The organism is Solwaraspora sp. WMMD937, assembly GCF_029581175.1.
Lineage (GTDB): Bacteria > Actinomycetota > Actinomycetes > Mycobacteriales > Micromonosporaceae > Micromonospora_E.
The window spans coordinates 5,378,001-5,403,154 of the sequence record NZ_CP120738.1 but is presented as its reverse complement, the minus strand read 5'-3'; the positions used below and the strand labels follow the sequence as shown (position 1 = coordinate 5,403,154).

Annotated in this window: 28 protein-coding genes; 20 read left to right on the top strand and 8 right to left on the bottom strand. The window is 71.5% G+C overall.

The annotated features are described in order from the left end of the window. Positions 1-16 precede the first annotated feature (16 nt). The 4 genes from O7621_RS23855 (at position 17) to polA (ending at position 5,467) form a co-directional block, all read left to right on the top strand. Entirely contained in the window at positions 17-916 is a 900-nt protein-coding gene (locus O7621_RS23855; protein ID WP_282231316.1) for an ABC transporter substrate-binding protein, read from the top strand. 142 nt (positions 917-1,058) lie between these two features. Then, positions 1,059-1,928 (top strand): amino acid ABC transporter permease, encoded by an 870-nt coding sequence (locus O7621_RS23850; protein WP_282231315.1) that lies wholly within the window; start codon positions 1,059-1,061, stop codon positions 1,926-1,928. Next, positions 1,928-2,713 carry an amino acid ABC transporter ATP-binding protein gene (locus O7621_RS23845; protein ID WP_282231314.1) on the top strand — a complete coding sequence of 262 codons (786 nt, stop codon included), beginning with the start codon at positions 1,928-1,930 and terminating at the stop codon, positions 2,711-2,713. Before O7621_RS23850 ends, O7621_RS23845 begins: the two co-directional genes overlap by 1 nt. Before the next feature lie 66 nt (positions 2,714-2,779). Further along, entirely contained in the window at positions 2,780-5,467 is a 2,688-nt protein-coding gene (polA, locus tag O7621_RS23840) for a DNA polymerase I (RefSeq protein WP_282231313.1), read from the top strand. Positions 5,468-5,524: 57 nt separating this feature from the next. Here the strand turns inward: polA and O7621_RS23835 are convergent, their stop codons facing one another. The 4 genes from O7621_RS23835 to O7621_RS23820 form a co-directional block, all read right to left on the bottom strand. Continuing rightward, entirely contained in the window at positions 5,525-5,905 is a 381-nt protein-coding gene (locus O7621_RS23835; protein ID WP_282231312.1) for a DUF3140 domain-containing protein, read from the bottom strand. Further along, entirely contained in the window at positions 5,895-6,164 is a 270-nt protein-coding gene (locus O7621_RS23830) for a DUF2945 domain-containing protein (RefSeq protein WP_282231311.1), read from the bottom strand. The genes O7621_RS23835 and O7621_RS23830 overlap by 11 nt, the downstream gene beginning before the upstream one ends. Before the next feature lie 49 nt (positions 6,165-6,213). Continuing rightward, complete coding sequence (locus O7621_RS23825; protein WP_282231310.1) at positions 6,214-6,837, bottom strand: Uma2 family endonuclease; 624 nt, start codon at positions 6,835-6,837, stop codon at positions 6,214-6,216. A 78-nt stretch (positions 6,838-6,915) separates the two neighbouring features. After that, on the bottom strand, positions 6,916-7,710 hold the full coding sequence (locus O7621_RS23820) for a class I SAM-dependent methyltransferase (RefSeq protein WP_282234709.1): 795 nt from the start codon (positions 7,708-7,710) through the stop codon (positions 6,916-6,918). A gap of 516 nt (positions 7,711-8,226) precedes the next feature. On the opposite strand from O7621_RS23820, the gene rpsA reads away from it, so the two are divergent. The 6 genes from rpsA (at position 8,227) to O7621_RS23790 (ending at position 14,411) form a co-directional block, all read left to right on the top strand. Beyond that, a complete protein-coding gene (gene rpsA / locus O7621_RS23815) occupies positions 8,227-9,744 on the top strand; it encodes a 30S ribosomal protein S1 (RefSeq protein WP_278170007.1) in 1,518 nt (505 codons plus the stop codon). Positions 9,745-9,940: 196 nt separating this feature from the next. Further along, complete coding sequence (gene coaE / locus O7621_RS23810; RefSeq protein ID WP_282231309.1) at positions 9,941-11,134, top strand: dephospho-CoA kinase; 1,194 nt, start codon at positions 9,941-9,943, stop codon at positions 11,132-11,134. Positions 11,135-11,415: 281 nt separating this feature from the next. After that, complete coding sequence (gene uvrB / locus O7621_RS23805; protein ID WP_282231308.1) at positions 11,416-13,530, top strand: excinuclease ABC subunit UvrB; 2,115 nt, start codon at positions 11,416-11,418, stop codon at positions 13,528-13,530. Between the two features lie 65 nt (positions 13,531-13,595). Continuing rightward, positions 13,596-13,835, top strand: a complete 240-nt coding sequence (locus O7621_RS29250) for a Scr1 family TA system antitoxin-like transcriptional regulator (protein ID WP_348775260.1) — start codon at positions 13,596-13,598, stop codon at positions 13,833-13,835. Next, entirely contained in the window at positions 13,756-14,133 is a 378-nt protein-coding gene (locus O7621_RS23795; RefSeq protein WP_348775259.1) for a Scr1 family TA system antitoxin-like transcriptional regulator, read from the top strand. The genes O7621_RS29250 and O7621_RS23795 overlap by 80 nt, the downstream gene beginning before the upstream one ends. An 89-nt stretch (positions 14,134-14,222) precedes the next feature. Beyond that, entirely contained in the window at positions 14,223-14,411 is a 189-nt protein-coding gene (locus O7621_RS23790) for a DUF397 domain-containing protein (RefSeq protein ID WP_282231306.1), read from the top strand. Between the two features lie 98 nt (positions 14,412-14,509). Here the strand turns inward: O7621_RS23790 and O7621_RS23785 are convergent, their stop codons facing one another. Continuing rightward, positions 14,510-15,178, bottom strand: a complete 669-nt coding sequence (locus O7621_RS23785; protein WP_281550448.1) for a TetR/AcrR family transcriptional regulator C-terminal domain-containing protein — start codon at positions 15,176-15,178, stop codon at positions 14,510-14,512. 154 nt (positions 15,179-15,332) lie between these two features. On the opposite strand from O7621_RS23785, the gene O7621_RS23780 reads away from it, so the two are divergent. From O7621_RS23780 to O7621_RS23765, 4 genes are all read left to right on the top strand, one after another. Continuing rightward, positions 15,333-16,031: a hypothetical protein gene (locus O7621_RS23780; RefSeq protein WP_282231305.1), complete on the top strand. Its 699-nt coding sequence runs from the start codon at positions 15,333-15,335 to the stop codon at positions 16,029-16,031. Between the two features lie 478 nt (positions 16,032-16,509). Beyond that, the gene (locus tag O7621_RS23775) at positions 16,510-16,818 is read left to right on the top strand and encodes a PadR family transcriptional regulator (RefSeq protein ID WP_282231304.1); all 309 of its coding nucleotides are present in this window, start codon (positions 16,510-16,512) and stop codon (positions 16,816-16,818) included. 79 nt (positions 16,819-16,897) lie between these two features. Next, positions 16,898-17,029: a hypothetical protein gene (locus O7621_RS23770; protein WP_282231303.1), complete on the top strand. Its 132-nt coding sequence runs from the start codon at positions 16,898-16,900 to the stop codon at positions 17,027-17,029. Continuing rightward, the gene (locus tag O7621_RS23765) at positions 17,020-17,340 is read left to right on the top strand and encodes a hypothetical protein (RefSeq protein WP_282231302.1); all 321 of its coding nucleotides are present in this window, start codon (positions 17,020-17,022) and stop codon (positions 17,338-17,340) included. Before O7621_RS23770 ends, O7621_RS23765 begins: the two co-directional genes overlap by 10 nt. 135 nt (positions 17,341-17,475) lie before the next feature. On the opposite strand, the gene O7621_RS23760 is transcribed toward O7621_RS23765, so the two are convergent. After that, positions 17,476-17,724, bottom strand: coding sequence for a hypothetical protein (locus O7621_RS23760; RefSeq protein WP_282231301.1), 249 nt, complete (start codon positions 17,722-17,724; stop codon positions 17,476-17,478). Positions 17,725-17,752: 28 nt separating this feature from the next. Here O7621_RS23760 and O7621_RS23755 point away from each other — a divergent pair, with 28 nt between their 5' ends. The 6 genes from O7621_RS23755 to O7621_RS23730 all read left to right on the top strand — a co-directional run bounded on the left by O7621_RS23755 (position 17,753) and on the right by O7621_RS23730 (position 23,225). Beyond that, positions 17,753-18,007, top strand: coding sequence for a TetR/AcrR family transcriptional regulator C-terminal domain-containing protein (locus O7621_RS23755; RefSeq protein ID WP_282231300.1), 255 nt, complete (start codon positions 17,753-17,755; stop codon positions 18,005-18,007). Between the two features lie 80 nt (positions 18,008-18,087). Then, on the top strand, positions 18,088-19,008 hold the full coding sequence (locus tag O7621_RS23750; protein ID WP_282231299.1) for an STM4015 family protein: 921 nt from the start codon (positions 18,088-18,090) through the stop codon (positions 19,006-19,008). A 20-nt stretch (positions 19,009-19,028) separates the two neighbouring features. After that, positions 19,029-20,144 carry an STM4014 family protein gene (locus O7621_RS23745; protein WP_282231298.1) on the top strand — a complete coding sequence of 372 codons (1,116 nt, stop codon included), beginning with the start codon at positions 19,029-19,031 and terminating at the stop codon, positions 20,142-20,144. Continuing rightward, a complete protein-coding gene (locus O7621_RS23740; RefSeq protein ID WP_282231297.1) occupies positions 20,141-20,971 on the top strand; it encodes an STM4013/SEN3800 family hydrolase in 831 nt (276 codons plus the stop codon). Before O7621_RS23745 ends, O7621_RS23740 begins: the two co-directional genes overlap by 4 nt. Beyond that, entirely contained in the window at positions 20,968-22,293 is a 1,326-nt protein-coding gene (locus O7621_RS23735) for an STM4012 family radical SAM protein (protein WP_282231296.1), read from the top strand. The genes O7621_RS23740 and O7621_RS23735 overlap by 4 nt, the downstream gene beginning before the upstream one ends. A 5-nt stretch (positions 22,294-22,298) precedes the next feature. Further along, entirely contained in the window at positions 22,299-23,225 is a 927-nt protein-coding gene (locus tag O7621_RS23730) for an STM4011 family radical SAM protein (RefSeq protein ID WP_282231295.1), read from the top strand. Here the strand turns inward: O7621_RS23730 and O7621_RS23725 are convergent. After that, entirely contained in the window at positions 23,212-24,483 is a 1,272-nt protein-coding gene (locus O7621_RS23725; RefSeq protein ID WP_282231294.1) for a glycosyltransferase, read from the bottom strand. The two genes, O7621_RS23730 and O7621_RS23725, sit on opposite strands and share 14 nt — an antisense overlap. A 49-nt stretch (positions 24,484-24,532) precedes the next feature. Beyond that, a complete protein-coding gene (locus O7621_RS23720) occupies positions 24,533-24,826 on the bottom strand; it encodes an antibiotic biosynthesis monooxygenase (RefSeq protein WP_278169981.1) in 294 nt (97 codons plus the stop codon). Between the last annotated feature and the right edge of the window lie 328 nt (positions 24,827-25,154).

Sequence of the window (25,154 nt, the reverse complement as noted above, 5' to 3'; positions counted from 1 at the left end):
ACCCCTCGGAGGAAACGTGACCACATCACATCACCGGATCCGGCGGGCCGTCGCCGGCGCTGCCGGAGCGTTCGCTCTGCTGCTGGCCGTCGCCAGCTGCGGGGAGCAGGACAGCGTCGAACAGCCGGGCGGCGACGCGCCGAGCACGTCGGCCGACGACGAGCTGGCCGCGCTCGTCCCCGACGAGATCAAGGCCGACGGCAAGATCCTGGTCGGCGTCGACGCGACCTACGCTCCGGCGGAGTTCCTCGACACCGACGGCAGCACCGTCATCGGGTTCGATGTCGACCTGTTCAACACCGTCGCGGGCAAGCTCGGTCTGACCACCGAGTACGTGCCCAGCCAGTTCGACGACATCATCCCCGGGGTGATGTCCGGCAAGTACGAGATCGGGGTCTCCTCGTTCACCATCAACGACGAGCGTAAGGCCCAGGTCGACATGGTGTCCTACTTCTCGGCCGGCACCCAGTGGGCGTCACGGGCCGGGGAACCGGTCGACCCGGACGACGCCTGCGGCAAGCGGGTGGCGGTCCAGGCCGGCACCGTGCAGGTGGAGGACATCGAGGCCCGCTCGGCGGCGTGCGTCGACGCCGGCGACCCCGAGATCGTCATCGAACAGTTCCAGGGGCAGGACCAGGCGACCACCTCGGTGGTCTCCGGCAAGAACGACGCCATGCTGGCCGACTCGCCGGTCTGCGCGTACGCGGTCCAGCAGACCAACGGCGAACTGGAACTGTCCGGTGACATCTACGACTCGGCGCCGTACGGCTACGTGGTCGCCCAGGACCAGGCCGGGTTCGCTGACGCCCTGGCCGAAGCGCTCGACGCGATCATCGCCGACGGCGGCTACGAGCAGGCGCTGAGCAACTGGGGCGTCGAGGCGGGCGGGATCACCGACCCGGCCGTCAACCCCTGAGCCCCGGCTGCCGATGTCCGCGGACAACCCTCCCTCCCCGGACGGCGTGACGCCGTCCGGGGAGGCACTCCCATCCGGGCCACCTGCGCCCGAGTCCGGTTCGCCGGAGCCGGCCCGTGACCGACCCGAGCCGATCCGGGCGGTGCCGGTGCGCCGGCCGGGCCGCTGGTTGGCGGTCGGCGTGCTCGCCGTACTCGCCGCGATGTTCGTCCACCTGCTGGTCACCAACGACCGGTTCCAGTGGACGTTCATGGTCGACAACATGTTCCGGCCACCGATTGTCGAAGGCGTGCGGACCACCATCACGATGACCCTGCTCGCGATGGTGATCGGTGTCGCGCTCGGGGTGCTGGTCGCGGTGATGCGCCTGTCCGGCAACCCGGTCCTGGCCGGCGTCGCCTGGCTCTACACCTGGTTCTTCCGGGCGGTACCCCGGGTGGTGCTGCTGGTGCTCTTCGGCAACCTCGGCATCCTCTGGGAGCGGCTGGAGTTCGGGCTGCCGTTCGACCGGCAACTCGGCGCGCTGTTCGGCATCACCGACTTCGAGGCCCGGATCTGGGGCTTCGACGCCCGTACCGCGATCAGTGGTTTCGTCGCCGGCCTGCTCGGGCTGGCGCTGTCCGAGGCCGCGTACATGGCGGAGATCGTCCGCGCCGGCATCGGCTCGGTCGACCCAGGCCAGGCCGAGGCGTGCGCCGCGCTCGGCATGAGCCAGGGTCTGACCCTGCGTCGGGTGGTGCTGCCCCAGGCGATGCGGGTGATCGTGCCGCCGACCGGGAACGAGACCATCGCGATGCTCAAGGACACCTCGCTGCTGGCCTTCGTACCGGTCACCAACGAGCTGTTCTTCCAACTGTCGGCGGTCGGCTCGCGGACCTTCCAGGTCTTCCCGATGCTGGTCGCCGCCTGCCTGTGGTATCTGGCGCTGACCAGTGTGCTGATGGTCGGCCAGTCCTTCGTCGAACGGCGGTTCTCCCGCGGCTTCGGCACCGTTGCTGCGAAGGGGACCTGATGACCGCGCCGCCCGCCGGGTCGGACACCCTGATGGTGCACGCCGAGAACGTGCACAAGTCGTTCGGCTCGGTCGACGTGCTCACCGGGGTGGACCTGACGGTCCGGCCCGGTGAGGTGTGCTGCGTGATCGGGCCGTCCGGCTCCGGCAAGTCGACCTTCCTACGCTGCATCAACCACCTGGAGAAGATCGACGCCGGGCGGATCCGGGTGGACGGGGAACTGGTCGGCTACCGGCAGCGGCGCGGCAGACTGCACGAGCTGCCGGCCCGGGAGGTGGCCGCGCAGCGCCAGCAGATCGGCATGGTGTTCCAGCGGTTCAACCTGTTCCCGCACCTGACCGCGCTGGACAACGTGATGGAAGCGCCGCTGCGGGTCCGCCGCCAGCCCCGGCCGGCGGTCCGTGAGCTGGCGGCGGCGCTGCTCGACCGGGTGGGCCTGGCGGACCGGGCGGACGCCTACCCGGGGCAGCTGTCCGGTGGGCAGCAGCAGCGGGTGGCCATCGCCCGCGCGCTGGCCATGCGGCCCAAGCTGATGCTGTTCGACGAGCCGACCAGCGCGCTGGACCCGGAACTCGTCGGTGAGGTGCTGGACGTGATGCGGGACCTGGCCCGGGACGGGATGACGATGATCGTGGTGACCCACGAGATCGGTTTCGCCCGGGAGGTCGGTGACTCGCTGGTCTTCATGGACGGCGGGGTGGTGGTCGAGTCGGGCGTACCCCGGCAGGTCCTGGCCGACCCGCGGCACGACCGGACCCGAGCCTTCCTCAGCAAGGTGCTGTGACCCCGCGCCGCGCCCGGCGCGAGCCGCCCGGCACGGTGTCGTACCCCACGACTAGAGTCGCTTGACGTGACCGACGACGCGCCCCGCCTGTTGCTGCTCGACGGCCATTCGCTGGCCTACCGGGCGTTCTTCGCGCTGCCCGTGGAGAATTTCTCCACCAGCACCGGCCAGCCGACCAACGCGGTCTACGGCTTCACCTCGATGCTGATCAACGTGCTGCGTGACGAGCGGCCGACCCACATCGTGGTCGCCTTCGACGTGTCCCGCCGGTCGTTTCGCACCGAGCGGTACGCCGAGTACAAGGCCGGCCGTTCGGAGAGCCCGGCCGACTTCGCCGGTCAGGTGAGCCTGGTCCAGGAAGTGCTGACCGCGCTGCGCATCCCGTACGTCACGAAGGACAACTACGAGGCCGACGACGTCATCGCCACCCTGGCCGGGCAGGGGCGCGACGCCGGCATGCAGGTGCTGATCTGTACCGGCGACCGGGACGCCTTCCAGCTGGTCGACGACCGGACCACCGTGCTGTACCCGCGCAAGGGCGTGTCCGACCTGGCCCGGATGGACCCGGCGGCGGTCACCGCCCGCTACGGCGTCGGGCCGGGCCACTACCGCGACCTGGCGGCGCTGGTCGGCGAGTCCAGTGACAACCTGCCCGGGGTGCCCGGCGTCGGTCCGAAGACCGCCGCCAAGTGGATCAGCCAGTACGGTGGTCTGGACGGGGTGATCGCCCAGGCGGACAAGATCAAGGGCAAGGCGGGGGAGAGCCTGCGGGAGCGGCTCGCCGACGTGATCCGCAACTACGAGCTCAACTGTCTGGTGGCTGATCTGCAGCTGCCGCTGACTCCGGCCGACGCCCGGTGGACCGGCTGGGACCGGGAAGCCGTCCACCAGGTCTTCGACACGCTGCAGTTCCGGATCCTGCGCGACCGGCTCTACCAGTACCTCGACGCCGTCGAGCCGGAGGCCGAAGCCGGCTTCGACCTGGCCGGGGAGGTGCTCGGTGCCGGAGCGGTCGCCCCCTGGCTGGCCGCGCACACCACGGCCGGGGCCAGCGTCGGCGTCGCGGTCGCCGGCAGCTTCGGCCGGGGCACCGGCAACCTCAGCGCGATCGCGGTGGCCACCGCGGACGGGGCCGCCGCCTGGTTCGACCCTTCCGCCCTGGACCCGGCCGACGAGGCGGCGGTCGCCGGCTGGCTCGCCGACGACGGTCGGCGCAAGGTGCTGCACGACAGCAAACCGGCCCGGCTGGCGTTCGCCGCGCACGGTTGGTCGCTGGACGGCATCGACCGGGACACCGCGCTCGCCGCCTACCTGGCCCGCCCGGACCAGCGCTCCTACGACCTGGTCGACCTGGCCCTGCGCTACCTGCACCGGGAGCTGCGGGTCGACGCCCCCGACGACGGCCAGCTCACCCTCGACGGGCTCGGCCCGCAGAGCGAGGTCGAGCAGAACCTGATGCTGCGCGCCCGGGCCACCCTCGACCTGGCGGCGGCGATCGACGCCGAGCTGGCCCGCGACGGCGACGCCTCGACCCGGCTGCTCGCCGACGTCGAGCTGCCGCTGGTCGAGGTCCTCGCCGGCATGGAGCAGGCCGGCATCGGCGCCGACACCGAGTACCTGACCGAGCTGGAGGCTCAGTTCGCCGCCGAGGTCAAGGCCGCCGCCCAGGCCGCGTACCGGGTGATCGGGCGTGAGTTCAACCTCGGCTCGCCCAAGCAGCTGCAGGAGATCCTCTTCACCGACCTGGGGCTGCCCAAGACGAAGAAGATCAAGACCGGTTACACCACCGACGCCGACGCGCTGCAGTGGCTGTTCGCCCAGACCGAGCATCCGCTGCTGGCCCACCTGCTGCGCCACCGCGACGTGGCCCGGCTCAAGTCGACCGTCGACGGGCTGCTCAAGTCGATCTCCGACGACGGCCGGATCCACACCACCTTCAACCAGACGGTGGCCGCCACCGGCCGGCTCTCCTCCACCGACCCCAACCTGCAGAACATCCCGATCCGCACCGAGGAGGGCCGCCGGATCCGGCGGGCGTTCGTGGTCGGAGCCGGCTACGAGTCGCTACTGACCGCCGACTACAGCCAGATCGAGATGCGGATCATGGCGCACCTGTCCGGCGACGAGGCCCTGATCGACGCGTTCAACTCCGGCGAGGACTTCCACGCCGTCACCGCGGCATCGGTGTTCCAGGTGTCGTTGGAGTCGGTCGACGCCGAGCAGCGCCGCCGGATCAAGGCGATGAACTACGGTCTGGCGTACGGGCTGAGCGCCTTCGGCCTGTCCCAGCAGCTCGGCATCGCCACCGACGAGGCGAAGGCACTGATGGAGGAGTACTTCCGCCGGTTCGGCGGGGTCCGTGACTACCTGCAGGCGCTGGTCGGCCAGGCCCGCCAGGACGGCTACACCTCCACGATCCTCGGCCGCCGCCGTTACCTCCCTGACCTGGTCAGCGACAACCGGCAGCGTCGGGAGATGGCCGAGCGGATGGCGCTCAACGCCCCGATTCAGGGCTCCGCCGCCGACCTGATCAAGGTCGCGATGCTGCACGTCGACACCGCGTTGCGCACCTCGTCGCTGCGCTCGCGGATGCTGCTGCAGGTGCACGACGAGCTGGTCTTCGAGGTGGCGCCGGGGGAGCGGGCCGAGCTGGAGAGCCTGGTCCGCCGCGAGATGGGCGGCGCCCACCCGCTGTCGGTGCCGCTGGAGGTCTCCGTCGGGGTCGGCACCGACTGGCACACCGCCGGGCACTGACCGCCCGGTGACCCGGCCCGAACGGGCCGGCCCGCATCGATCGCGGCCTGCCGCCGGTCACGCCTTCAGCGGGTCGTGCCCCCAGTTCATCAGGGAGTGCCGCCACCGGGTGTCGCTGACGTCGCCGGACGGGCGTTGGGCCAGGTGCCGGTGCACGTACCCGACCACCTTGCGCATGTGGGCGTAGTCGTCGTCGGACAACGCCTCCCGCTTGGTCCGCAGCAGGTCGACGATCCGGCGGCCGGAGGCGTGCCCGACCGACTCGCCGCCGTCGTGGTGCTGCCCGGCAGCGGTCGACTCCGGGGTGCGCAGCCACTTCTCCAGCTCACCCGGGCTCATGTTGACCGCTTCGACGAACGCCCGGTACGCCGCCGCGCCATCGGAGGCGTCGGTCCGGGTCGGGCGGGAGCCTGCGGTACGGGTGCGGTCACTCGGCACGGCGCAACGCCTCCGGCTTGTGTACCGCGTCGCGGCCGGACTTGTCGCTACGGACCCGGTACTGCGGATGTTCCGAATCGGCGACCACGGTACGTCCGGCGGACTTCCGCCGGGTGGTGATCTCCTCTTCGACGGTGCCCGGCACGGTCACCCCGTGGCTGCGCCAGTTGACCCGGTCACCGGGTCGGGGGTGCTCGACCGGTAGGCCGGGCCGTTGGTCGGGTCGGTCGCCCTCGCGGGGGCGTTTGTTCCTCGCCATGGCGGCCGGGTACCCGCCGGCCGGGCCGGCAATCCCGCCGGGCCGGGGCCTACGGGGTGATCTCGGAGATCGGCAGCTTCACCGGGAACGGGGCGTCGAGTTCGAGCAGGTCGGCGGACTCGGCGACGAGGGCGTACTCCCGCTCGCCGCTGGCGCCCGGCCGGTCGCCGAGCTGGTAGGCGTAGATCCGCACCGGGTCCTGCTCGACCCGCCAGTAGTGGCCGATGCCGACGGCGGCGTACCCGGCGGGTTTGTCGAACCGGTCCCGGCGGCGGGTCGCCGGGGAAACCACCTCGACGACCAGCAGCACCTCGTCGGGGGTCAGGTAGTGCCGGTCGCGGCTGCCCTCGGCGCGGTGCAGCAGCACGTCGGGCTCGTAGGTGTTGCGTGGCCCGACGGCGACCCCGACCGCCTGGGTGGCCCGGTAGCCGTCCGGCGCGTGCCGACACAGCCAGGCGCAGAGCAGGAACGAGATGTCCTGGTGACCGAGAGTGGGGGAGGGAACCACGGTGAGGACTCCGTCGAGGAGTTCGACGCGGGGGGCGTCGGCGGGCAGGGCGAGGACGTCTTCGATGCTGTAGTCAGCCAGCTGCTGCCGGACCGGGTCCGGCTGCCACGGTGCGGTCCACGCCCTGCCGGACGCTGCGGCAGGATGGATCGGCTCGGCGCTCACCCGGTCAGCGTACCGCCGCCGGGGTGCCGGCGAGGGTCGGCGGCGCGCGGCGGGTCGGCGCGGTGCGCGTCGGCCGTCTCACCCCGCCGTGGGCGGCCGGTCGGCGACGAAGATCGCGGTGCCGGGGAAGAGCCGCCCGCGCAGCGGACTCCACTGCCCCCAGATCTGCTCGTGCCCGTCCGGCCACGGCGGTTCGACGACGTCGAGCAGCCGGAACCCGGCGGCGACGAGTTCCCGGACCCGGTCGCCGAGCGTACGGTGCTGCTCGACGTAGCTGGGGGTGCCGTCGTCGTCGGTCTCCACGTACGGCCGCCGGTCGAAGTAGGAGTGCACCGCGACCAGGCCGCGCTCGCCGGGGTCGTCGAGGAAGATCCAGCGCATCGGGTGGGTGACGGCGAAGACCCAGCGTCCGCCGGGGCGCAGCACCCGGTGCACCTCGCGCATCACGGCCGCCGAGTCGGCGACGAACGGCACCGCGCCGAACGCGGTCCAGACGGTGTCGAACGCGGCGTCGACGAACGGCAGCGTCAGCGCGTCGGCCTGCACCAGCGGCACCGCGACGCCGGTGCGGTCGGCGCCGGCGCCGGCCTGGCGCAGCATGCCCGCCGACAGGTCCAGCGCGATGCTCTCGGCACCCTGCCGGGCGAGCCACCGGCTGCCGGCGGCGGCTCCGCAGCCCAGTTCGAGCACCCGCCGCCCGGCGACGGCGCCGAGCAGCCCGGCGTCGGCCTCCCGCAGCCCTTCCGGGCACCAGCGCAGGTCGGCGTCGCCGAGGAACTCGCCGTGCTCGGTCTGGTAGGCGTCGGCGTCGGCGTCCCACCAGCGTCGGTTGGCCTGCCGGGCCTGCTGATCGGTGACCTGGTGCCTGGTCACTCTGAGTTGGTCGGGATCCGGGAGCCGGTCGGGATCCGGGCCGACGTCGGGCCTGTCGGCGGGTGTGGGCGGTGCGGTGGTCACGGCGCAGACGGTACGGGCAGCGTCGCGTGGGAGCGTTACCGGCTCGGCGTGCTAGGCTTGACGTCCCGCGAAATGGGTGTGATCTCGGTCACAGTGAGTCCCCGAAAGTGCGGGAATCCCCGCCTGCGGGTCCGATTTTTCCCAACCACCGACATGCGCGCCCGGATAGCTCCCGGGAGGGCTTGCACGCTGTGGTAATGCAACCGGTAGGCTAGTCGATGCGCTCGCGGATCGTGTGCCTCGGCAGGGAGCAGGTCCGCGGTCGGCGGTTACATCCGATGATGGCAGCGGCGGTCGATGATCCCCTCGGTCACGGTCGGTGACGAAGACGTCATCGTCGCGGTGTGCCCGCCGGCGGATCCGTGAGCCACGCCAGGTCACCGCAACGACAAGCCAGCAGTGACACCCATCCGATCCGGAGCAACCGCCCACATGACGAGCAGCATCGAGGCCACCTCGAGCGCCCCCAAGGTCACCGTCGACGACCTCGGCACCGAGGAAGCCTTCCTCGCGGCGATCGACGAGACCATCAAGTACTTCAACGACGGCGACATCGTGGAAGGTACCGTCGTCAAGGTCGACCGGGACGAGGTCCTGCTCGACATCGGCTACAAGACCGAGGGTGTCATCCCCTCGCGCGAGTTGTCGATCAAGCACGACGTGGACCCAGCCGACGTTGTCTCGGTGGGCGACCACATCGAAGCCCTTGTCCTGCAGAAGGAGGACAAGGAAGGCCGGCTGATCCTGTCGAAGAAGCGCGCCCAGTACGAGCGCGCGTGGGGCACGATCGAAAAGATCAAGGACGAGGACGGGGTCGTCCGTGGCTCGGTCATCGAGGTGGTCAAGGGCGGTCTGATCCTGGACATCGGGCTGCGTGGCTTCCTGCCCGCGTCGCTGGTGGAGATGCGCCGGGTCCGCGACCTGCAGCCGTACGTCGGCCGGGAGCTCGAGGCCAAGATCATCGAGCTGGACAAGAACCGCAACAACGTGGTCCTGTCCCGCCGGGCCTGGCTGGAGCAGACGCAGTCCGAGGTGCGCACCGAGTTCCTCAACAAACTGCAGAAGGGGCAGGTCCGCAAGGGCGTCGTCTCCTCGATCGTCAACTTCGGCGCCTTCGTCGACCTCGGCGGGGTGGATGGTCTGGTGCACGTCTCCGAGCTGTCCTGGAAGCACATCGACCACCCGTCCGAGGTGGTCGAGGTCGGCCAGGAGGTCGAGGTCGAGGTGCTCGACGTCGACCTCGATCGCGAGCGGGTCTCGCTGTCGCTCAAGGCCACCCAGGAAGACCCGTGGCGTCAGTTCGCCCGGACCCACGCGATCCAGCAGATCGTGCCCGGCAAGGTGACCAAGCTGGTGCCGTTCGGTGCGTTCGTCCGCGTCGACGACGGCATCGAGGGCCTGGTGCACATCTCCGAGCTCGCCGAGCGGCACGTCGAGATCCCCGAGCAGGTCGTCCAGGTCGGCTCGGACGTCATGGTCAAGGTCATCGACATCGACCTGGAGCGTCGCCGGATCTCGCTGTCGCTCAAGCAGGCCAACGAGGGCTTCGTCGAGGGCGAGGAGCACTTCGACCCGACGCTGTACGGCATGGCCGCCACGTACGACAACGAGGGCAACTACATCTACCCCGAAGGCTTCGACCCGGAGACCGGGGAGTGGCTGGAAGGCTTCGACAAGCAGCGGGAGACCTGGGAGCAGCAGTACGCCGAGGCCCGCAACCGCTGGGAAGCGCACACCCGGCAGGTGCAGACCGCCCGGGCCGCCGACGCGGACGCTGCCGCCAACCCGGCTCCGCCGGTCGCCGCCCCAGCGGGCGGTGGCGGTGGCGGCGGTGGTGGGGCCACCTCCAGCTCGACTCCGTCGCGGGCCAGCGAGGAGCCGGCCGGCACCCTCGCCACCGACGAGGCGCTCGCCGCGCTGCGGGAGAAGCTGGCCGGTGGCAAGAGCTGAGGCATAGCAACACCGGTTGACACAGACAGCGGTCCCGTCGGGCATTACGCCCGGCGGGACCGCTGTCTGTCGTGGCGTACCACTGTCTGCCGCGCCCACTGTTCGGCCCGCCCCTGTGGGACCACCCACTGACCCGAACTGGCGGACACGAGCCCCGGCGGACCGGCCGGGCAGTCGATCCGGTTCACTGGGCGACATGCTGAGGGTAGGTCTCACCGGCGGCATCGGCGCCGGCAAGAGCGCCGTCGCCAACCGGCTCGCCACACACGGCGCGGTGATCGTCGACGCCGACCGGCTGGCCCGGGAGGTGGTGGCACCGGGCACCGACGGGCTGGCCCGGGTCGTCGCGGCCTTCGGGCCGGAGGTCGTCGCCGACGACGGTGCCCTGGACCGGCCGGCCCTGGGTGCCCGGGTCTTCGCCGACCCGGCCGCGCGGCGCCGGCTGGAGAAGATCGTGCACCCGCTGGTCCGGGCCCGGACCGCCGAGCTGACCGCCGCCGCACCGGCCGACGCGGTCGTGGTCAACGACGTACCGCTGCTGGTGGAGACCGGGCTGGCCGCCACGTACCACCTGGTGGTCGTGGTGTCGGCGGCCGAGCAGCTGCGCGTCGAACGGCTGACCCGCGACCGGGGGATGGCACCCGACGACGCGCGGGCCCGGATCCGCGCCCAGGCCGACGACGCGCAACGCCGCGCCGCCGCCGACGTGCTGCTGGACAACGACGGTAGCCGCGACGACCTCACCGTCACCGTCGACCGGCTCTGGCGCGACCGGCTGGTGCCCTACGAGGCGAACCTGCGGGCCGGCCGGACCGCGCCGCGCCCGCCGCGGGCGGTCCTCGCCGAGCCCGACCCGACCTGGCCGGAGCAGTTCGACCGGCTGGCCGCCCGGGTGCGGCGGGCGGTCGGCGCCGACCGGCGGGTCGACCACATCGGCTCCACCTCGGTGCCCGGTCTGCCGGCCAAGGACGTCATCGACATCCAGCTCACCGTCGAGTCGCTGGACGATGCCGACGGCTGCGCCGCCGCCCTCGCCGCCGCCGGGTTCCCCCGGTTTCCCGGCGACTGGTGGGACGACCCGCGCCCGGATCCGGCAACCGGCCAGCCGGGTGAACGCTGTCCGAAGCGGCTGCACGGCAACGCCGACCCCGGTCGGCCGGTCAACCTGCACGTGCGGGTCGCCGACTCGCCGGGCTGGCGGTACGCGTTGGCGTTCCGCGACCACCTGCGCGCCGATCCGGGCGAGCGGGCCGACTACCTGGCCGTCAAGCGGCGGATCGCGGCGACCGCGCCGACCACCAGGGAGTACGCGGTGGCGAAGGAGCCGTGGTTCGACCAGGTCTGGCCACGCCTGCTGCGGTGGATCGAGGAGACCGGCTGGCAGCCGTGACGACGGACCGGCCTGCGGGGGTGAGTAGGTGGGGCGCTCGCGGCGGCCGGGTCACGCGGGGCGTGACAACTCCGGGTGCGCTCACCGGCTGGCGCCAGGGCAGCTACCCGAACATCCGGACCCGTGGCGCGCCGCGATGGGCGCTGCCGGTGGTCCGCGCGGCCGCCGCGAGCGGCCTACCCTGTCACGGTATCGCGGGTGAGGCAGCCCACACAATGACAATATCGATGCCGGTCGGCGACCGGCGGCACTCTGTCGGACCTGCGGCGTAGGTTGGGGCCATGGCGCTCGACATCCCGCGACTCGACGGCCGCTTCCAGGTCGTCAGCGACTACTCGCCGGCCGGAGACCAGCCGGCTGCCATCGACGAGCTTGAGCGTCGGGTGCGTCGCGGCGACCGGCATTCGGTGCTGCTCGGCGCGACCGGCACCGGCAAGAGCGCCACCACCGCCTGGCTCGTCGAGCGGCTGCAGCGGCCAACCCTGGTGATGGCCCCCAACAAGACGCTCTGCGCGCAGCTGGCCAAGGAGTTCCGCGAGCTGATGCCGCACAACGCGGTGGAGTACTTCGTCTCCTACTACGACTACTACCAGCCCGAGGCGTACATCCCGCAGACCGACACCTACATCGAGAAGGACTCCTCGATCAACGAGGAGGTGGAGCGGCTGCGGCACTCGGCGACCATGTCCCTGCTGACCCGCCGCGACGTCATCGTGGTCGCCACCGTCTCGGCGATCTACGGCCTCGGCACCCCGCAGGAGTATCTCGAACGCGCGGTCAAGGTCACCGCCGGCGCTGAGCAGGACCGCGACTCGCTGCTGCGCCGCCTGGTCGACATCCAGTACGCCCGTAACGACCTGTCGTTCAGCCGGGGCACCTTCCGGGTCCGGGGCGACACCCTGGAGATCATTCCGGCGTACGAGGAGCTGGCCGTCCGGATCGAGTTCTTCGGCGACGAGATCGAGCGGCTCTACTACCTGCACCCGTTGACCGGTGACGTGGTGCGCGAGGTCGACCAGCTGCTGATCTTCCCGGCCACGCACTACGCCGCCGGGCCGGCGCGGATGGAGCGGGCGATCCGCGACATCGAGGCCGAGCTGGCCGACCGGCTCGCCGAGCTGGACCGGCAGGGCAAGCTCCTCGAGGCGCAGCGGCTGCGGATGCGCACCACGTACGACATCGAGATGATGCGTCAGGTCGGCTTCTGCTCCGGCATCGAGAACTACTCGATGCACATCGACGGCCGCGACTACGGCAGTCCGCCGCACACCCTGCTGGACTACTTCCCGGACGACTTCGTCACCGTCGTCGACGAGTCGCACGTGACGATCCCGCAGATCGGCGGCATGTTCGAGGGCGACGCCTCCCGCAAGCGGATGCTGATCGACCACGGGTTCCGGCTGCCCAGCGCCGCCGACAACCGGCCGCTGCGCTTCGACGAGTTCCTGGAACGGGTAGGCCAGATGGTGTTCCTGTCCGCCACCCCCGGGCCGTGGGAGCTGGAGCAGGCGGCCGGCGAGTTCGTCGAGCAGGTGATCCGCCCGACCGGCCTGGTCGACCCGCAGGTCAAGGTCAAGCCGACCAAGGGCCAGATCGACGACCTGATGCACGAGATCCGGCTGCGCACCGACCGCGACGAGCGGGTGCTGGTCACCACGTTGACCAAGAAGATGGCTGAGGACCTCACCGACTACCTGCTGGAGCACGGCATCCGGGTGCGCTACCTGCACTCCGAGGTCGACACGCTGCGCCGGGTCGAGCTGCTGCGTGAGCTGCGCAAGGGCGACTACGACGTACTGGTCGGCATCAACCTGCTCCGCGAGGGCCTGGACCTGCCCGAGGTGTCGCTCGTGGCGATCCTCGACGCCGACAAGGAGGGCTTCCTGCGCAGTGGCCGGTCGCTGATCCAGACCATCGGCCGGGCCGCCCGTAACGTGTCCGGCGAGGTCCACATGTACGCCGACAAGATGACCCCGTCGATGACCGACGCGATCGACGAGACGAACCGGCGGCGGGCCAAGCAGGTGGCGTACAACGAGGCCAACGGCATCTCCCCGGAGCCGCTGCGCAAGAAGATCCACGACATCCTCGACGACATCTACCGGGAGGCCGACGACACCGACGGCGCGCTCGCCGGTCGGTCGGTCGGCGGCTCCGGCCGGCAGATGTCGCGCGGCAAGGGCCCGGTGCCGGAGACTCGCAGCAAGGGCCGGGGCACCACCACCCCGTCCAGCGCCGGCATGGCCCGCGCCGACCTGGCCCAGCTGATCCAGGAGCTCAACGACCAGATGCTCAATGCTGCCCGCGAGCTGCAGTTCGAGCTGGCCGCCCGGATCCGCGACGAGATCTCCGAGCTGAAGAAGGAGCTGCGGGCGATGGACGTCGCCGGCGTATAGCTGGGCCAGCTCGGCACCGGGGAAGCTGGTCATCATCGCCGCGACGCCGCCGCCACCCGTGGCTGGTGGAAGGCGCTCGGCTCGATGGGTCAGCGCCAGCGTGGCTACACCGAGCTCGAGCCAGCGCTGCCACAATCTTCCAGTACCAGCAACTGCTGGTGCCTGGGCTGCTGCAGACCCCGGAGTACGCCCGGCTACGGATCCGCTCCGGCCGCGACGTCTACGGTGACCTCGACGTCAACGCCGACACCCTCGCCCGCACCGCCCGGCAGGAGGTGTTGCGCCGCGAACACCCGCCGCAGTAGGAGGCGGGTCATCGACGGCGGTGCCCTGCTACGAGCCAGCGCACCGCCGGAGACCCGACGCGGCCAACTGCGCCACCTGAGCACTCTCGGCGCGCTGGACAACGTCAGCATCCAGGTGCTGCCGCTCGGCGCGGTCGCGCACGACTTGTTCGTGCCGCACACCAGCTTCTCGCTCTACTCGTTTGCTGATCCGGCCGATCCCCGCACCGTTGTGCTGGAGACGCTGACCAGCGACATTCACCTCACCGACGACGAGGACGTGGTCCTCTACGCCCGAATCGGCCGCTGGTTGCAGTAGGCCGCGCTGCCGGTCGATGACAGCCGGGATCTGCTGGCTAAGCTGGTGGCAGAGAGTTGAGCGAGTTGTTTGCCGGAAGGTGTTGCGCCGTGGAGTCGACTCCAACCGAGCCGCTGCGCTGGCGCAAGAGCAGCCGCAGCAACGCCAACGGTGACTGTGTCGAGGTCGCCCCGGCTGGTGGGGCGGTCGCGGTCCGTGACTCCACCGACCCGACCGGTCCACGGCTGGCCTTCCCCGCCACCGCGTGGCGTTCCTTCGTGGACGGTCTGCGCGCCTGACCGAACAGCTTCAGTGCCTTGCGATCGTCAGTGACGAAGTTTGGATCAGCATGTCGTGAGGTCTGCCCAACGGGCTGCGTGACGGTCCGTGAGCGCTGCTACGCGGAGGCTCTCAGCGGATCGAGGGCGGCTAGGACGAGGTCGAGGCCGAAGATGAACTCCTCCGCTGGGTCGTAGCCGGCCGCGACGAGCGCTGCGGCGGACTCGTTGAGGTAGGGGAACTCGTCAGCAGGAAGCTGGGGCAGGTAGACGTCCTCGGCCATGTCCGCGAACTTGTCGGCGGTGTCGAACGGCAGGCTGGCTTCCTGCAGGGCGAACCCGTAGACGTAGACGTCGAGCAACCAGTTGGCGTGCGTCGCCATCAGAACCGAGAAGCCGGCCCTGCGCAGGCAGGCGGTGACCGCCTCGCGGTGGCGCAGGTGCGCGGGCCCCGGCGACGTCCGTGACTCCATCAGGCCGATCGCCCACGGGTGGCGTGCGAGAACCTGGCGGGCGGACACCGACCGCCGTCGCATCGCAGACTGCCAGTCGGTCCCCTCGGGCGGGAGCTCGATCTCCTCGAACACGACATCGATCATGGCGTCCAGCAACTCGTCCTTGCTCGCCACGTAGTAGTAGAGCGACATCGCGCCCGCGTCGAGCGCGCTAGCCAGCCGGCGCATGCTCAGTCCGTTGACCCCCTCGCGGTCGGCGATCCGGATCGCCTCGGCCACCACCCGCTGCTTGCTCAGCCCTGCGTCCGACGCGACCTGGCGTTGCTTCCTCACAGACCCGGGTCTCCTCGCTCCCTCGAACGGCTTGACGATCGTACAGCGTACGGCGATAGTACAGTGTACGAATCCTAGTACGGTGTACGAGCCAGCGGCACCTCGAACGCCTCGACAACCCGCCGGCCATCCGACCGTGATGAAGGAGTAAGAGATGAGATCCCCGGAGGACACCGCCACCACGCCAGCCCGCAGTTTGTTCGTTCGAGGGGGCCGGCTCGTCGGTGCAGCGGCGATTGTGTTCGCGGTGTTGGTGGTGATCGAGAACGTGTTGTTTGCGGTGACGGGCGCGCTGCCCTACGGCGCTCCGATCGAGGACGTGCTGGCCTACTACGCGGCCAACCGCGACGCGGTCGCGATCGTATCCGGTCTTGTAGCCGTGTACCTGCCGCTGCTGCTCGTGTTCGTGACGGGCCTGCGTGGCCTCGTGGAGCGGCGGGGCGGAGCGGGCACCGACTGGGCACGCCTCGCCGTGGCCGCTGGCGCGACGCTGTCGGCAATCTTCGTGCTTGTCAACGTCCTGCAGATCGGGCTCGTGCTCTCCGCCAGCGGGCTCGCCGAGCCGACGCCCGCGTTCGGGCTGGTCTGGCAGATTCACGCGGCGGCGTTCGCGCTGGCGCTGCCGATGCTCGGCACCACCTGCATCGGCTCGGCCCTCGCCGCGCACGCGAGCGGGCTGACTCCGGCTTGGCAGCGCCTGCTGGGCATGGTGGGCGGGAGCCTGCTGCTCGCTGCGGGGCTGGGCAACCTCGCGATCGCCGACGGCTCGCCGCTGATCTTCGTCGGGCTCCTAGGGTTCGTCGCCTGGCTCGTCTGGCTGCTCGCGACCGGCGTGCGCCTCGTCCGGTCGTGACCGAGATGAGGGCTGTGCCGAGGTCGCACAGGCGGGCGAGGACCGCGTGGAGGGCCGCCCGGGGATGGCAGCCACCCCCTCGATCTCGACCACCCGTGCGTATGCACGCCCAAACCTGCCGCCACTGCGGTGGAGGGGCTGGTCCACGTGGTGCTGCTAGAGCGCCCGCGTGTGACCGCGCCACTCCGCCCGGTACTCGGCGGCGTCGCGGTCCGCGCCAACCGCCAGGGCCCGCGCGGCGGCGGCTTCCTGCCGCACAATCGCGAGCTCGGCCTCCATTGCCGAGATTCGCCGCTCCAGGTCCTCCAGGCTCCGACGTCGATTCTCCCAGAGCCAGCGAGCCCGCACACCCATCACCGCGGGTCAGGGCCTGTCCTACCCGGGCCTGGGGTGTCGACCGGGCAGTCGAACCGCATCCCTGGCCCTGGACAGGGCTGTGCGGCGCACAGCACTGTGTGACACATGGTTGGCGACAGGCTTGGAGCTTGAGCTGCGCCGGGGCGTTGTCGTCCTGGCGGTGCTGTCACAGCTGGGCGAGTTCCGCTACGGCTACGAGCTGCGCCAGTCGCTGTCCGACAACGGCCTCCCGATAGAGGAGGGGACGCTCTACCCGCTGCTGCGGCGGTTGGAGAGCCAGGGCGTCCTGGTCAGCAAGTGGCGTACCGAAGGGCAGCCACGCCGCTACTACCGCCGCAGCCCCGCCGGCGAAGAGCTGTACGCCCGGCTCAGGGACTCGTGGCATGGGATGAACGAGGCCATGGGCCAGCTGCTGAAAGGTGACGGGTAGATGCTGACCACCGAGGCAACTGATCGATGCGTACGCCGCCGACGTCGCGCGGTTGCTGCCCCGCCGGCAGCGTAGGGACGTGGCGCTCGAACTGACGACGCTGCTGCGCGACGAAGTGGCCGACAGCGACGATCCGGTCGTCCGCCTATCGCCATCGATTCGGCCGACACCCGCCGATTCATCCGGCTCAGCGTCGCCGGGGTGCTGGTGATCTGGCTGATCGGCGTGGCCGCCGGCTCCGTCAACCGGCCCGGCCGGATCGCCGCCTTCGCGTTCTACGTCGCCGGTACGGTCGTGCTGGTCAACGCGGCCTGCCTGCTTGATCAGCTCCGGGCTGCGCCGCAGGCCGTGCAGGCCCTCACCTTCGACCGTGAGTTCGCCCAGTTCCGCGGCCCACTGGTGCTCGCCCTGCTGATCGCCACCCTGGTGCACCACCTCGTGGTCACCATCCACGGGGCGGTGGCGGCCGGTCACCCCGTACCGTCGGGATGCTCCTCGGACTGGCCATCTGCGCCGTGCTGACCTGGGTGCTGTTCGCCGGGCCTGTCTATCTGAGCCCGAAAGCCGACCGTACCGCCAAGTTCTGGGCGCCGTCATCGTCGGGGTGAGCCTCGTCGACCTGCTGATCGAGGCCGGGTCCCGCACCCACCATGATGGTCAGCATCTCAGGCCGGTCAGCAGGTCGGCGCCGGTCTGCCCGAACGGCACCGCCAAGCGCGCCATCGGCATGGAGCGGAATCGGTCCATCACGCCGCGAGTGGCGTCGTTGGCCGTCCGCGTCATGACCCCCAACCGTGCGGAGAAGGTCACCATCGCGAACAGGCCGGGCATGAGGTACTCGCGGTAGTCACCGCCACCCGGCACCTGGATCGCGCTGCCGAGGACGTAGCCGAACAGCACCACCATCGAGGGCACCGTCCGCGAGCAGATCAGCTTGACCAAGGAGCTGCGCCGCAGTGGGCTCAGCGAGTCGGAGTGGATGGCGCGGAGCCACCCGTACGTCGACCAACTGGTGAAAAGTGGCGAGTACCCGATCTTCACCAAGATCGTAACGCAGGCGCGTCAGCCACACCTGAGCCGTGACGACCAGTTCCGAGACGGACTCCAGCGGGTTTTCGACTGCATCGCCGCGGCCCTTCCATCAGTGGCCGACCCCGGACAACCAAGTGAACTGCGGTCGCCGCAGTAGGCCGCACGGGCAGCGCGGCGTCGCACCGGGTTGCTATCGTGCCGGGTCCGCAGCCCCACGCCCTCCCCGGAGCACCGTCGATGACCATCAACGAGCACATCACCCACTTCGCCGGACTGCCGGTGGTCGACTTCGATCCGCAGACCGCGGCGCAGCACGTCGGCTCCCCGGTCGCCTGGCGACTCAGCGCATCGGAGGAGGACGAGGTCGACTTCGCCCAGCTCTTCGCCACCTGGCTGGACACCGTCGACCCGGCGAGCGTCGACGCGCTGGTGACCGGCGACTGGGGCGAACCGTGGGACGTCGCGTTCCCGCTGGAGCTGCTGGTCGACGCCGCACCCCGGCTGACCAGTCTGCGGGCCGTCTTTCTCGGTGAGATGACCTTCGACGAGTGCGAGATCTCCTGGATTCTGCAACCCGACGTCACCCCGCTGCTGGCCGCCTACCCGGCGCTGCAGGTGCTGCGGGTACGCGGCGCGATGTCGCTGCTGTTGCAGCCGGTGCGGCACACCGGGCTGCGGGAGTTGGCCATCGAGTCCGGCGGGCTGCCGGCCGCCCTCACCCGCGCCGTCGCCGCCAGCGACCTGCCGGCCTGCACCCATCTGGAACTGTGGCTGGGCACCCCCGACTACGAAGGTGACACCTCAGTGGACGACCTGGCGCCGATCCTCGACGGCACCCGGCTGCCCGCGCTGCGTACCCTCGGGTTGCGCAACGCCGAGATCGCCGACGCGGTCGCCGCCGCGCTGACCGCCGCGGCGGTGGTGCCCCGCCTGGAAACCATCGACCTGTCGTTGGGCACCCTCGGTGACGACGGGGCCACCGCCCTGCTCGCCGGGCAGCCGCTGACCCACCTGCGCCGACTCGACCTGCACCGGCACTACCTGTCCGACGCGATGATGGTCCGACTGCCGGCCGCGCTGCCCGGCGTCGACATCGACCTGAGCGACCAGCAGGAGGCCGATCCGCACCGGGGGCGGTACGTCTCGGTCGGTGAATGACCGGTTGTTAACCTCACCCGATGAGCCACACCACGCCGCTGGTCGTGGTCGGCAACCCGGGCAACCGGCGGGTCGGGGCGTTCCGTGCCGCCGCGCACACCGCTGGCCTGCGGGTTCGGGTGCTGCCCTGGCGGAAGCTCGCAGCCGGGGAGGACGTCGCCCTGCCCGGCGGGGCGACGGTGCGGATCGACTCGCCCGGCGAGGACTCCGAGGTGGACCGGCTGCTGCGCGGCGCCGGCCGACCGCTCGACCACGGCGAGATCAGCGGCGGCGCCGCCTGGTACGCCGGGCTGCGCGCCGCCCTGGGCCGGCTCACCGACGCCGCCCGGCGGGCCGGCGCGACCCTGCTCAACGACCCGGCCGACATCGCCGTGCTGTTCGACAAACGCGCCGGGCACCGGCGGCTGGCCGCCGCCGGGGTGGCCCAGCCGGCCATCCTGGACACCGCACCCGGTGACTGGGCGCAGCTGCGTACCGCTCTGTCCGACGCCGGCTGGGCCCGGGTCTTCGTCAAGCCGGTGCACGGGTCGTCGGCGTCCGGGGTGCTCGCCCTGCACGCGCACGGCCGGCGGACGCAGGCGGTCACCTCGGTCGAGCTGACCGACGACGGGCGGCTGTTCAACTCGCTGCGGGTGCGGACCTACCGTACCGAGCGGGAGGTCGCCTCTATCGTGGACCGGTTGGCCCCGGACGGGTTGCTGGTGCAGCGCTGGTTCCCGAAGGCCGGCCTGCACGGCCGGGTCGTCGACCTGCGGGTGCTGGTGATCGCCGGTGAGCCGGGCCACCTGGTGGTGCGCAGCAGCGACGGTCCGCTGACCAACCTGCACCTGGGCAACCGGCGCGGTGACCCGGCGGCGGTACGGGCGGCGTTCGGCCCACGCCGGTGGGCGGCGGCGCTGGCCGACTGTGTACGCGCGGCGCGCTGCTTCACCGGCAGCCTGCACGTCGGAGTGGACCTGATGATCGGCAGTGACTGGCGGCGGCACGCCGTGGCGGAGGTGAACGCCTTCGGCGATCTGCTCCCCACGGTGTGCGACGCTGCCGGGCGGGACAGCTACGCTGCCCAACTGCATGCCATACGTACCGGCCGGTTCGCCGCCTGGCGGACCACGGCCGCGATGGGGAGGTCGGCATGAAGGACCTGATCGGCAGCCACGACCTGCTGTTCGTCACGCTCGACACGCTGCGCTACGACGTGGCGGCCGAGCTGCTCGCCGCCGGCCGGACACCGCAGCTGGCCCGCGCCTTGCCCGGCGGGCAGTGGCAGCGCCGGCACAGCCCGGCCAGCTTCACCTACGCCGCACATCAGGCGTTCTTCACCGGCTTCCTGCCCACCCCGGCCGAACCGGGCAGCCACCCCCGGATGTTCGCCGCGGCTTTCCCCGGCAGCGCCACCACCGACGAGCACACCTGGGTCTTCGACGCACCCGACCTGGTCACCGCGCTGCGCAAGGAGGGCTACCACACGGTGTGCGTCGGCGGGGTCGGGTTCTTCAACCGGTCCTCGCCGCTGGGCGCGACCCTGCCGGGACTGTTCGCCGAGTCGCACTGGGAGTCGGCGTTCGGGGTGACCGCGCCCGGCTGCTTCGAGGCCCAGCTGGACCGGATCGCCGAGGTCATCCCGGCCGTTCCCGCTGACCAGCCGCTGTTCCTGTTCGTCAACGTGGCCGCGATGCACCAGCCGAACCGGCACTACCTGCCGGGCACCGAACGCGACAACCGGGACAGCCACGCCGCCGCCCTGGAGTATGTCGACCGGCACATCGGCCGGTTGTTCGCCATGGCCAGCTCCCGGGGCCGGCCCTGCCTGACGATCATCTGCGCCGACCACGGCACCGCGTACGGCGAGGACGGACACAGTGGGCACCGGGTCGGCCACGAGGTGGTGTGGACGGTGCCGTACGCCGATTTCGTGATCGACCCCGGCGACTGGTCGGATGCCGCGACGCCGGACCCGGCGTGACCGTCGCCGCCCTGGATGCCTCGCCGTACCAGGGCTACCTGTACGGGTATCCGCACAAGACGGCGTACCGGCCGCTGCGGCCGCGTCCCGCACTGGTCGACGTCTGGTCCGGGCAGCGCCGCACGGAGCTGTTCCTCTACCTGCACCTGCCGTTCTGCGAGATGCGCTGCGGCTTCTGCAACCTGTTCACCCGGGCCAACCCGCCGGCCGGGCAGGTGGCCGCCTACCTCGACCAGCTGCGCCGCCAGACGGTACGGGTGGCCGCCGCGCTCGGCGACGACGCCCGGTTCGCCCGGGTCGCCGTCGGCGGCGGTACGCCGACCTACCTGGACGCCGACGAGCTGTCCACGATGTTCGACCTGGTCGACCAGTTCCGGCCGGCGGGCGTGCCGACGGCGGTGGAGACCTCACCGGCCACCGCCACCCCGGACCGGCTGGCGGTGCTCGCGGCCCGCGGCACCACCCGGATCAGCATCGGGGTGCAGAGTTTCCTCGACGCCGAGGCGCGGGCCGCCGGCCGGCCGCAGCGTAGCGTCGAGGTCGAGCGCGCCCTGGCCGCCATCCGGGACCAGCCGATCCCGGAGCTGAACATCGACCTGATCTACGGCATCCCCGGCCAGACCGACGCCACCTGGGCGGAGTCGCTCGACGCGGCGCTGTGCTGGGAGCCGGAGGAGATCTACCTCTACCCGCTCTACGTCCGCCCACTGACCGGCCTGGCCCGCCGGGCCCCGGCCGACCTGCCTGATCCACAGTGGGACGCCCAACGGCAGGCGCTGTACCGGCACGGCGTCGACCGGCTGCGCACCGCCGGCTACCGGCAACTGTCGATGCGGCACTTCCGCCGTGCGTCGCTGCCGGTCGTCGACGCCCCGGCGTACTCGTGCCAGGAGGACGGGATGGTCGGTCTGGGCTGCGGTGCCCGGTCCTACACCAGCGACCTGCACTACTCGTTCGACTACGCGGTCTCCGTCGGGCAGGTGCGGGCGATCATCGACGACTACCTGCGCCGGCCGGAGTCCGACTTCGACGTCGCCGAGGTGGGTTTCCGGCTGGACCGCGACGAGCAGCGCCGCCGCTGGCTGATCACCTCGCTGTTGCGCGCCGACGGATGCGACCAGGCGGCGTACGCGGCGCGGTTCGCCACCCGGGCCGTCGACGACTTCCCGCAGCTGGCGACCCTGGTCGATCGGGGCTGGCTGACGGTCACCCCGGATCGGCTGGCGCTGACCGCGGCCGGCCTGGCCCGCAGCGACGCGATCGGCCCGTGGCTGGTCTCGACCCCGGTGCGGGCGGCGATGGCCGGCCTGCCGGCCCGGTGAGCCGGATGGACCTGAGCATCCTCTACCGGGGTCCGCTGGCCAGCTGCAACTACGACTGCCCGTACTGCCCGTTCGCCAAACGCCGCGACGACCCGGCAACGCTGCGCACCGACCGGGTGGCGCTCGACCGGTTCGTCGACTGGGCGGTGCGTAATCCGCACGACGACCGGATCTCGGTGCTGTTCACCCCGTGGGGCGAGGCGTTGACCCGATCCTGGTACCGGCGGGCGCTGCTGCGGCTGGCCGGGCTGCCGCAGGTGGGCCGGGTGGCGATCCAGACCAACCTGGCCGCCCGGCTGGACTTCCTGGCCGACGCCGACACCGACCAGCGTCGCCGGCTGGCGTTCTGGGCCACGTACCACCCGGGCCAGGTCGACCGGGAGGTCTTCCTGCGCCGCTGCGGCACACTGCGTACCGCCGGGGTGCGGTTCTCGGTGGGGGTCGTCGGTCTGCCGGAGCACCTGGCGGCCGCCCGGTCGCTGCGGGCGGCGCTGCCGGCCGAGGTCTACCTCTGGGTCAACGCCGCCGACGGGCACCGCTACGACGCCGCCCAGCAGCGGGCGTGGACCGAGCTCGACCCGCTGTTCGGCTACAGCGTGCACCCGCACCCGTCGGCCGGGCGGTCGTGCCGCACCGGGGAGTCGGTGGTCTCGGTCGACGGGTCCGGCACGGTACGCCGGTGCCACTTCGTCGCCGAACCGCTGGGTAACCTCTACGACGGCTCCTACCGGGCCGCACTGCGCCCGCGCCCCTGCCCACTGGTCTCGTGCGACTGCCACATCGGCTACGTGCATCTGCGGGAGCTGCCGCTGTACGACGTCTTCGCCGGTGGCGTCCTGGAACGCATCCCGCACGCCTTCCCCGATACGGCGTCGGAGATCGCAGCGGCGGCCAGACCGGCCGCCGCCGCGGATCCGGTCAGCGGCGGGTGACCCGGTCGACGGCGCGTAGCACTGCGGCGTGCCCGTCCTCGACGGCGATCCGGGCCGCGAGGTGCCGGGCCCGTTGCGCGTACGTGGGCCGGTCGAGGACCGTACGGATGGCGTCGGCCAGCCGGTCGGCGGTGAGCCGTCGGGCCGGCAGCGGCTCGGCGGCGACTCCGAGACGCGTCAGCCGGGCGGCCCAGAACGGCTGGTCGGCGATGAGCGGCACGGTCACCGCCGGCACCCCGGCCCGTAGCCCTGCGGCGGTGGTGCCGGCTCCCGCGTGGTGGACCACCGCCGCCACCCGGGGCAGCAGCCAGTCGTGCGGTACGTCGCCGACGGCGAGGACGCCGTCGTCGCTGACTGGGCGGACGCCGTCGCCGCCGACCCGCAGCCCGCCCCAGCCGGCCTGCACGATCGCGCGTACGCCGGCCCGGCGCAGCGCCGTACCGATCAGTGTCGGAAGTGACGCGTCGAGCACCGCCATGCTGCCGAAGGTGATCAGCACCGGCGGCGGTCCGGCGTCCAGGAACCCGGTCAGCTCCGGCGGGGGAGTCCAGTGTGGGTCGGCGGCCGGCCACCAGTAGCCGACGACCTCCAGCCCGGGGCGCCAGTCGACTGGTCGGGGGAGCACGCTCGGACTGAACCCGTGCAGCACCGGCCAGCCTGAGCGCCTGGCCTGCCGCAGCAGAGCGGCCAGCGGGACCGGCGGCAGGCCGAGCCGGTGGCGCAGCCGCCGCGAGGAGTGGTCGTACGCCCGGGTGCTGGCCGCCTCGGCGCTGCGCCCCAGCGCCCGGTTGCCGGCCGACCCGAAGGACCGGTCGCCGAGCAGCACCGGCGGGAAGTCGCCGGTCGGTGCGACCGGTTGCAGGAAGACCCCGATGCTCGGGATGCCATGTCGCTGTGCCACCGAGTAGCCCAGCGGCGCGGTCGTGGTGGCCAGCAGCAGCACGTCGGCGTCGGCACCGACGTCGACCAGACCGGTTGCGAGATCGTCGAGGTAGCGCCGGCCCTGCCGGACGAACTCGGCGGTGCCGCGCAGCCCACCGCCGAGCCGGTGCAGCCGCCGCCCGCCGGGGGTGCGTTGGGCGGCGTACGGGTCACCCGGCAGCGGCCGGAAGTCGAGGCCGCTGCCGGTCACCAGCGCGTCGAAGGTGCCGTGGGTCGTCACGGTGACCCGGTGGCCGGCGGCGAGCAGGGCCTGCCCCAGCCCGGTGTACGGTGCGACGTCGCCGCGGCTGCCGGCGGTCACGATCTCTATCCGCACCGCGGGCTCCGGCTTGCTCCGGACCGGCCGGACACCGGCAGGGTCCGGGTCACGCCGGCAGGTCGACGAAGTGTTCGACCACCGGCGGCGCGGCGAAGTACGGACCGATCAGTTCCCGCCACCGCAGGTACCGGTCGGTGGCGCGGAAGTTCTGCTCGTGCGCGTCGACGGAGTCCCATTCGACCAGCAGCACGAACCGGCTGGGACTCTCCACCCCCCGGGTCATCCGCACCGACCGGCAGCCGTCAGTGGTGGCCAGCAGGTGGCGGCCGGCGGCGTACGCTGCGGCGAAGTCGGCTTCCCGGCCGGGCTGGACATCGACCAGCGCGATCTCAAGCACCATGGCGGCAGCCTGCCACACGGCTGCGCCCGGACCGGCCTGAGGGGTTGGGTCCGGACCAGCTCCGGCCCGGCGGACGAGGGTTCGCGACGACTATCTAGCCTCCTAGGATGGCTGAGAAGTTGTGCTTGTCGTCACCGGTAACCCGCCCCGGTGTGTCGTTTGCCCGGTAGTTGCGCAACAATGACGCAGGAGGAGGGGAGTATTCCCTCGCGTTGGTGTCGTCAGCACGGTTGGCCCGCATGGTGGACCGACCCGGCACCTGCGGTCGTCGTCCCCGAAGGCAGACAGTTCGGTGGATGGTGGCGGAAGAGACCTCCGTCAGTCACTG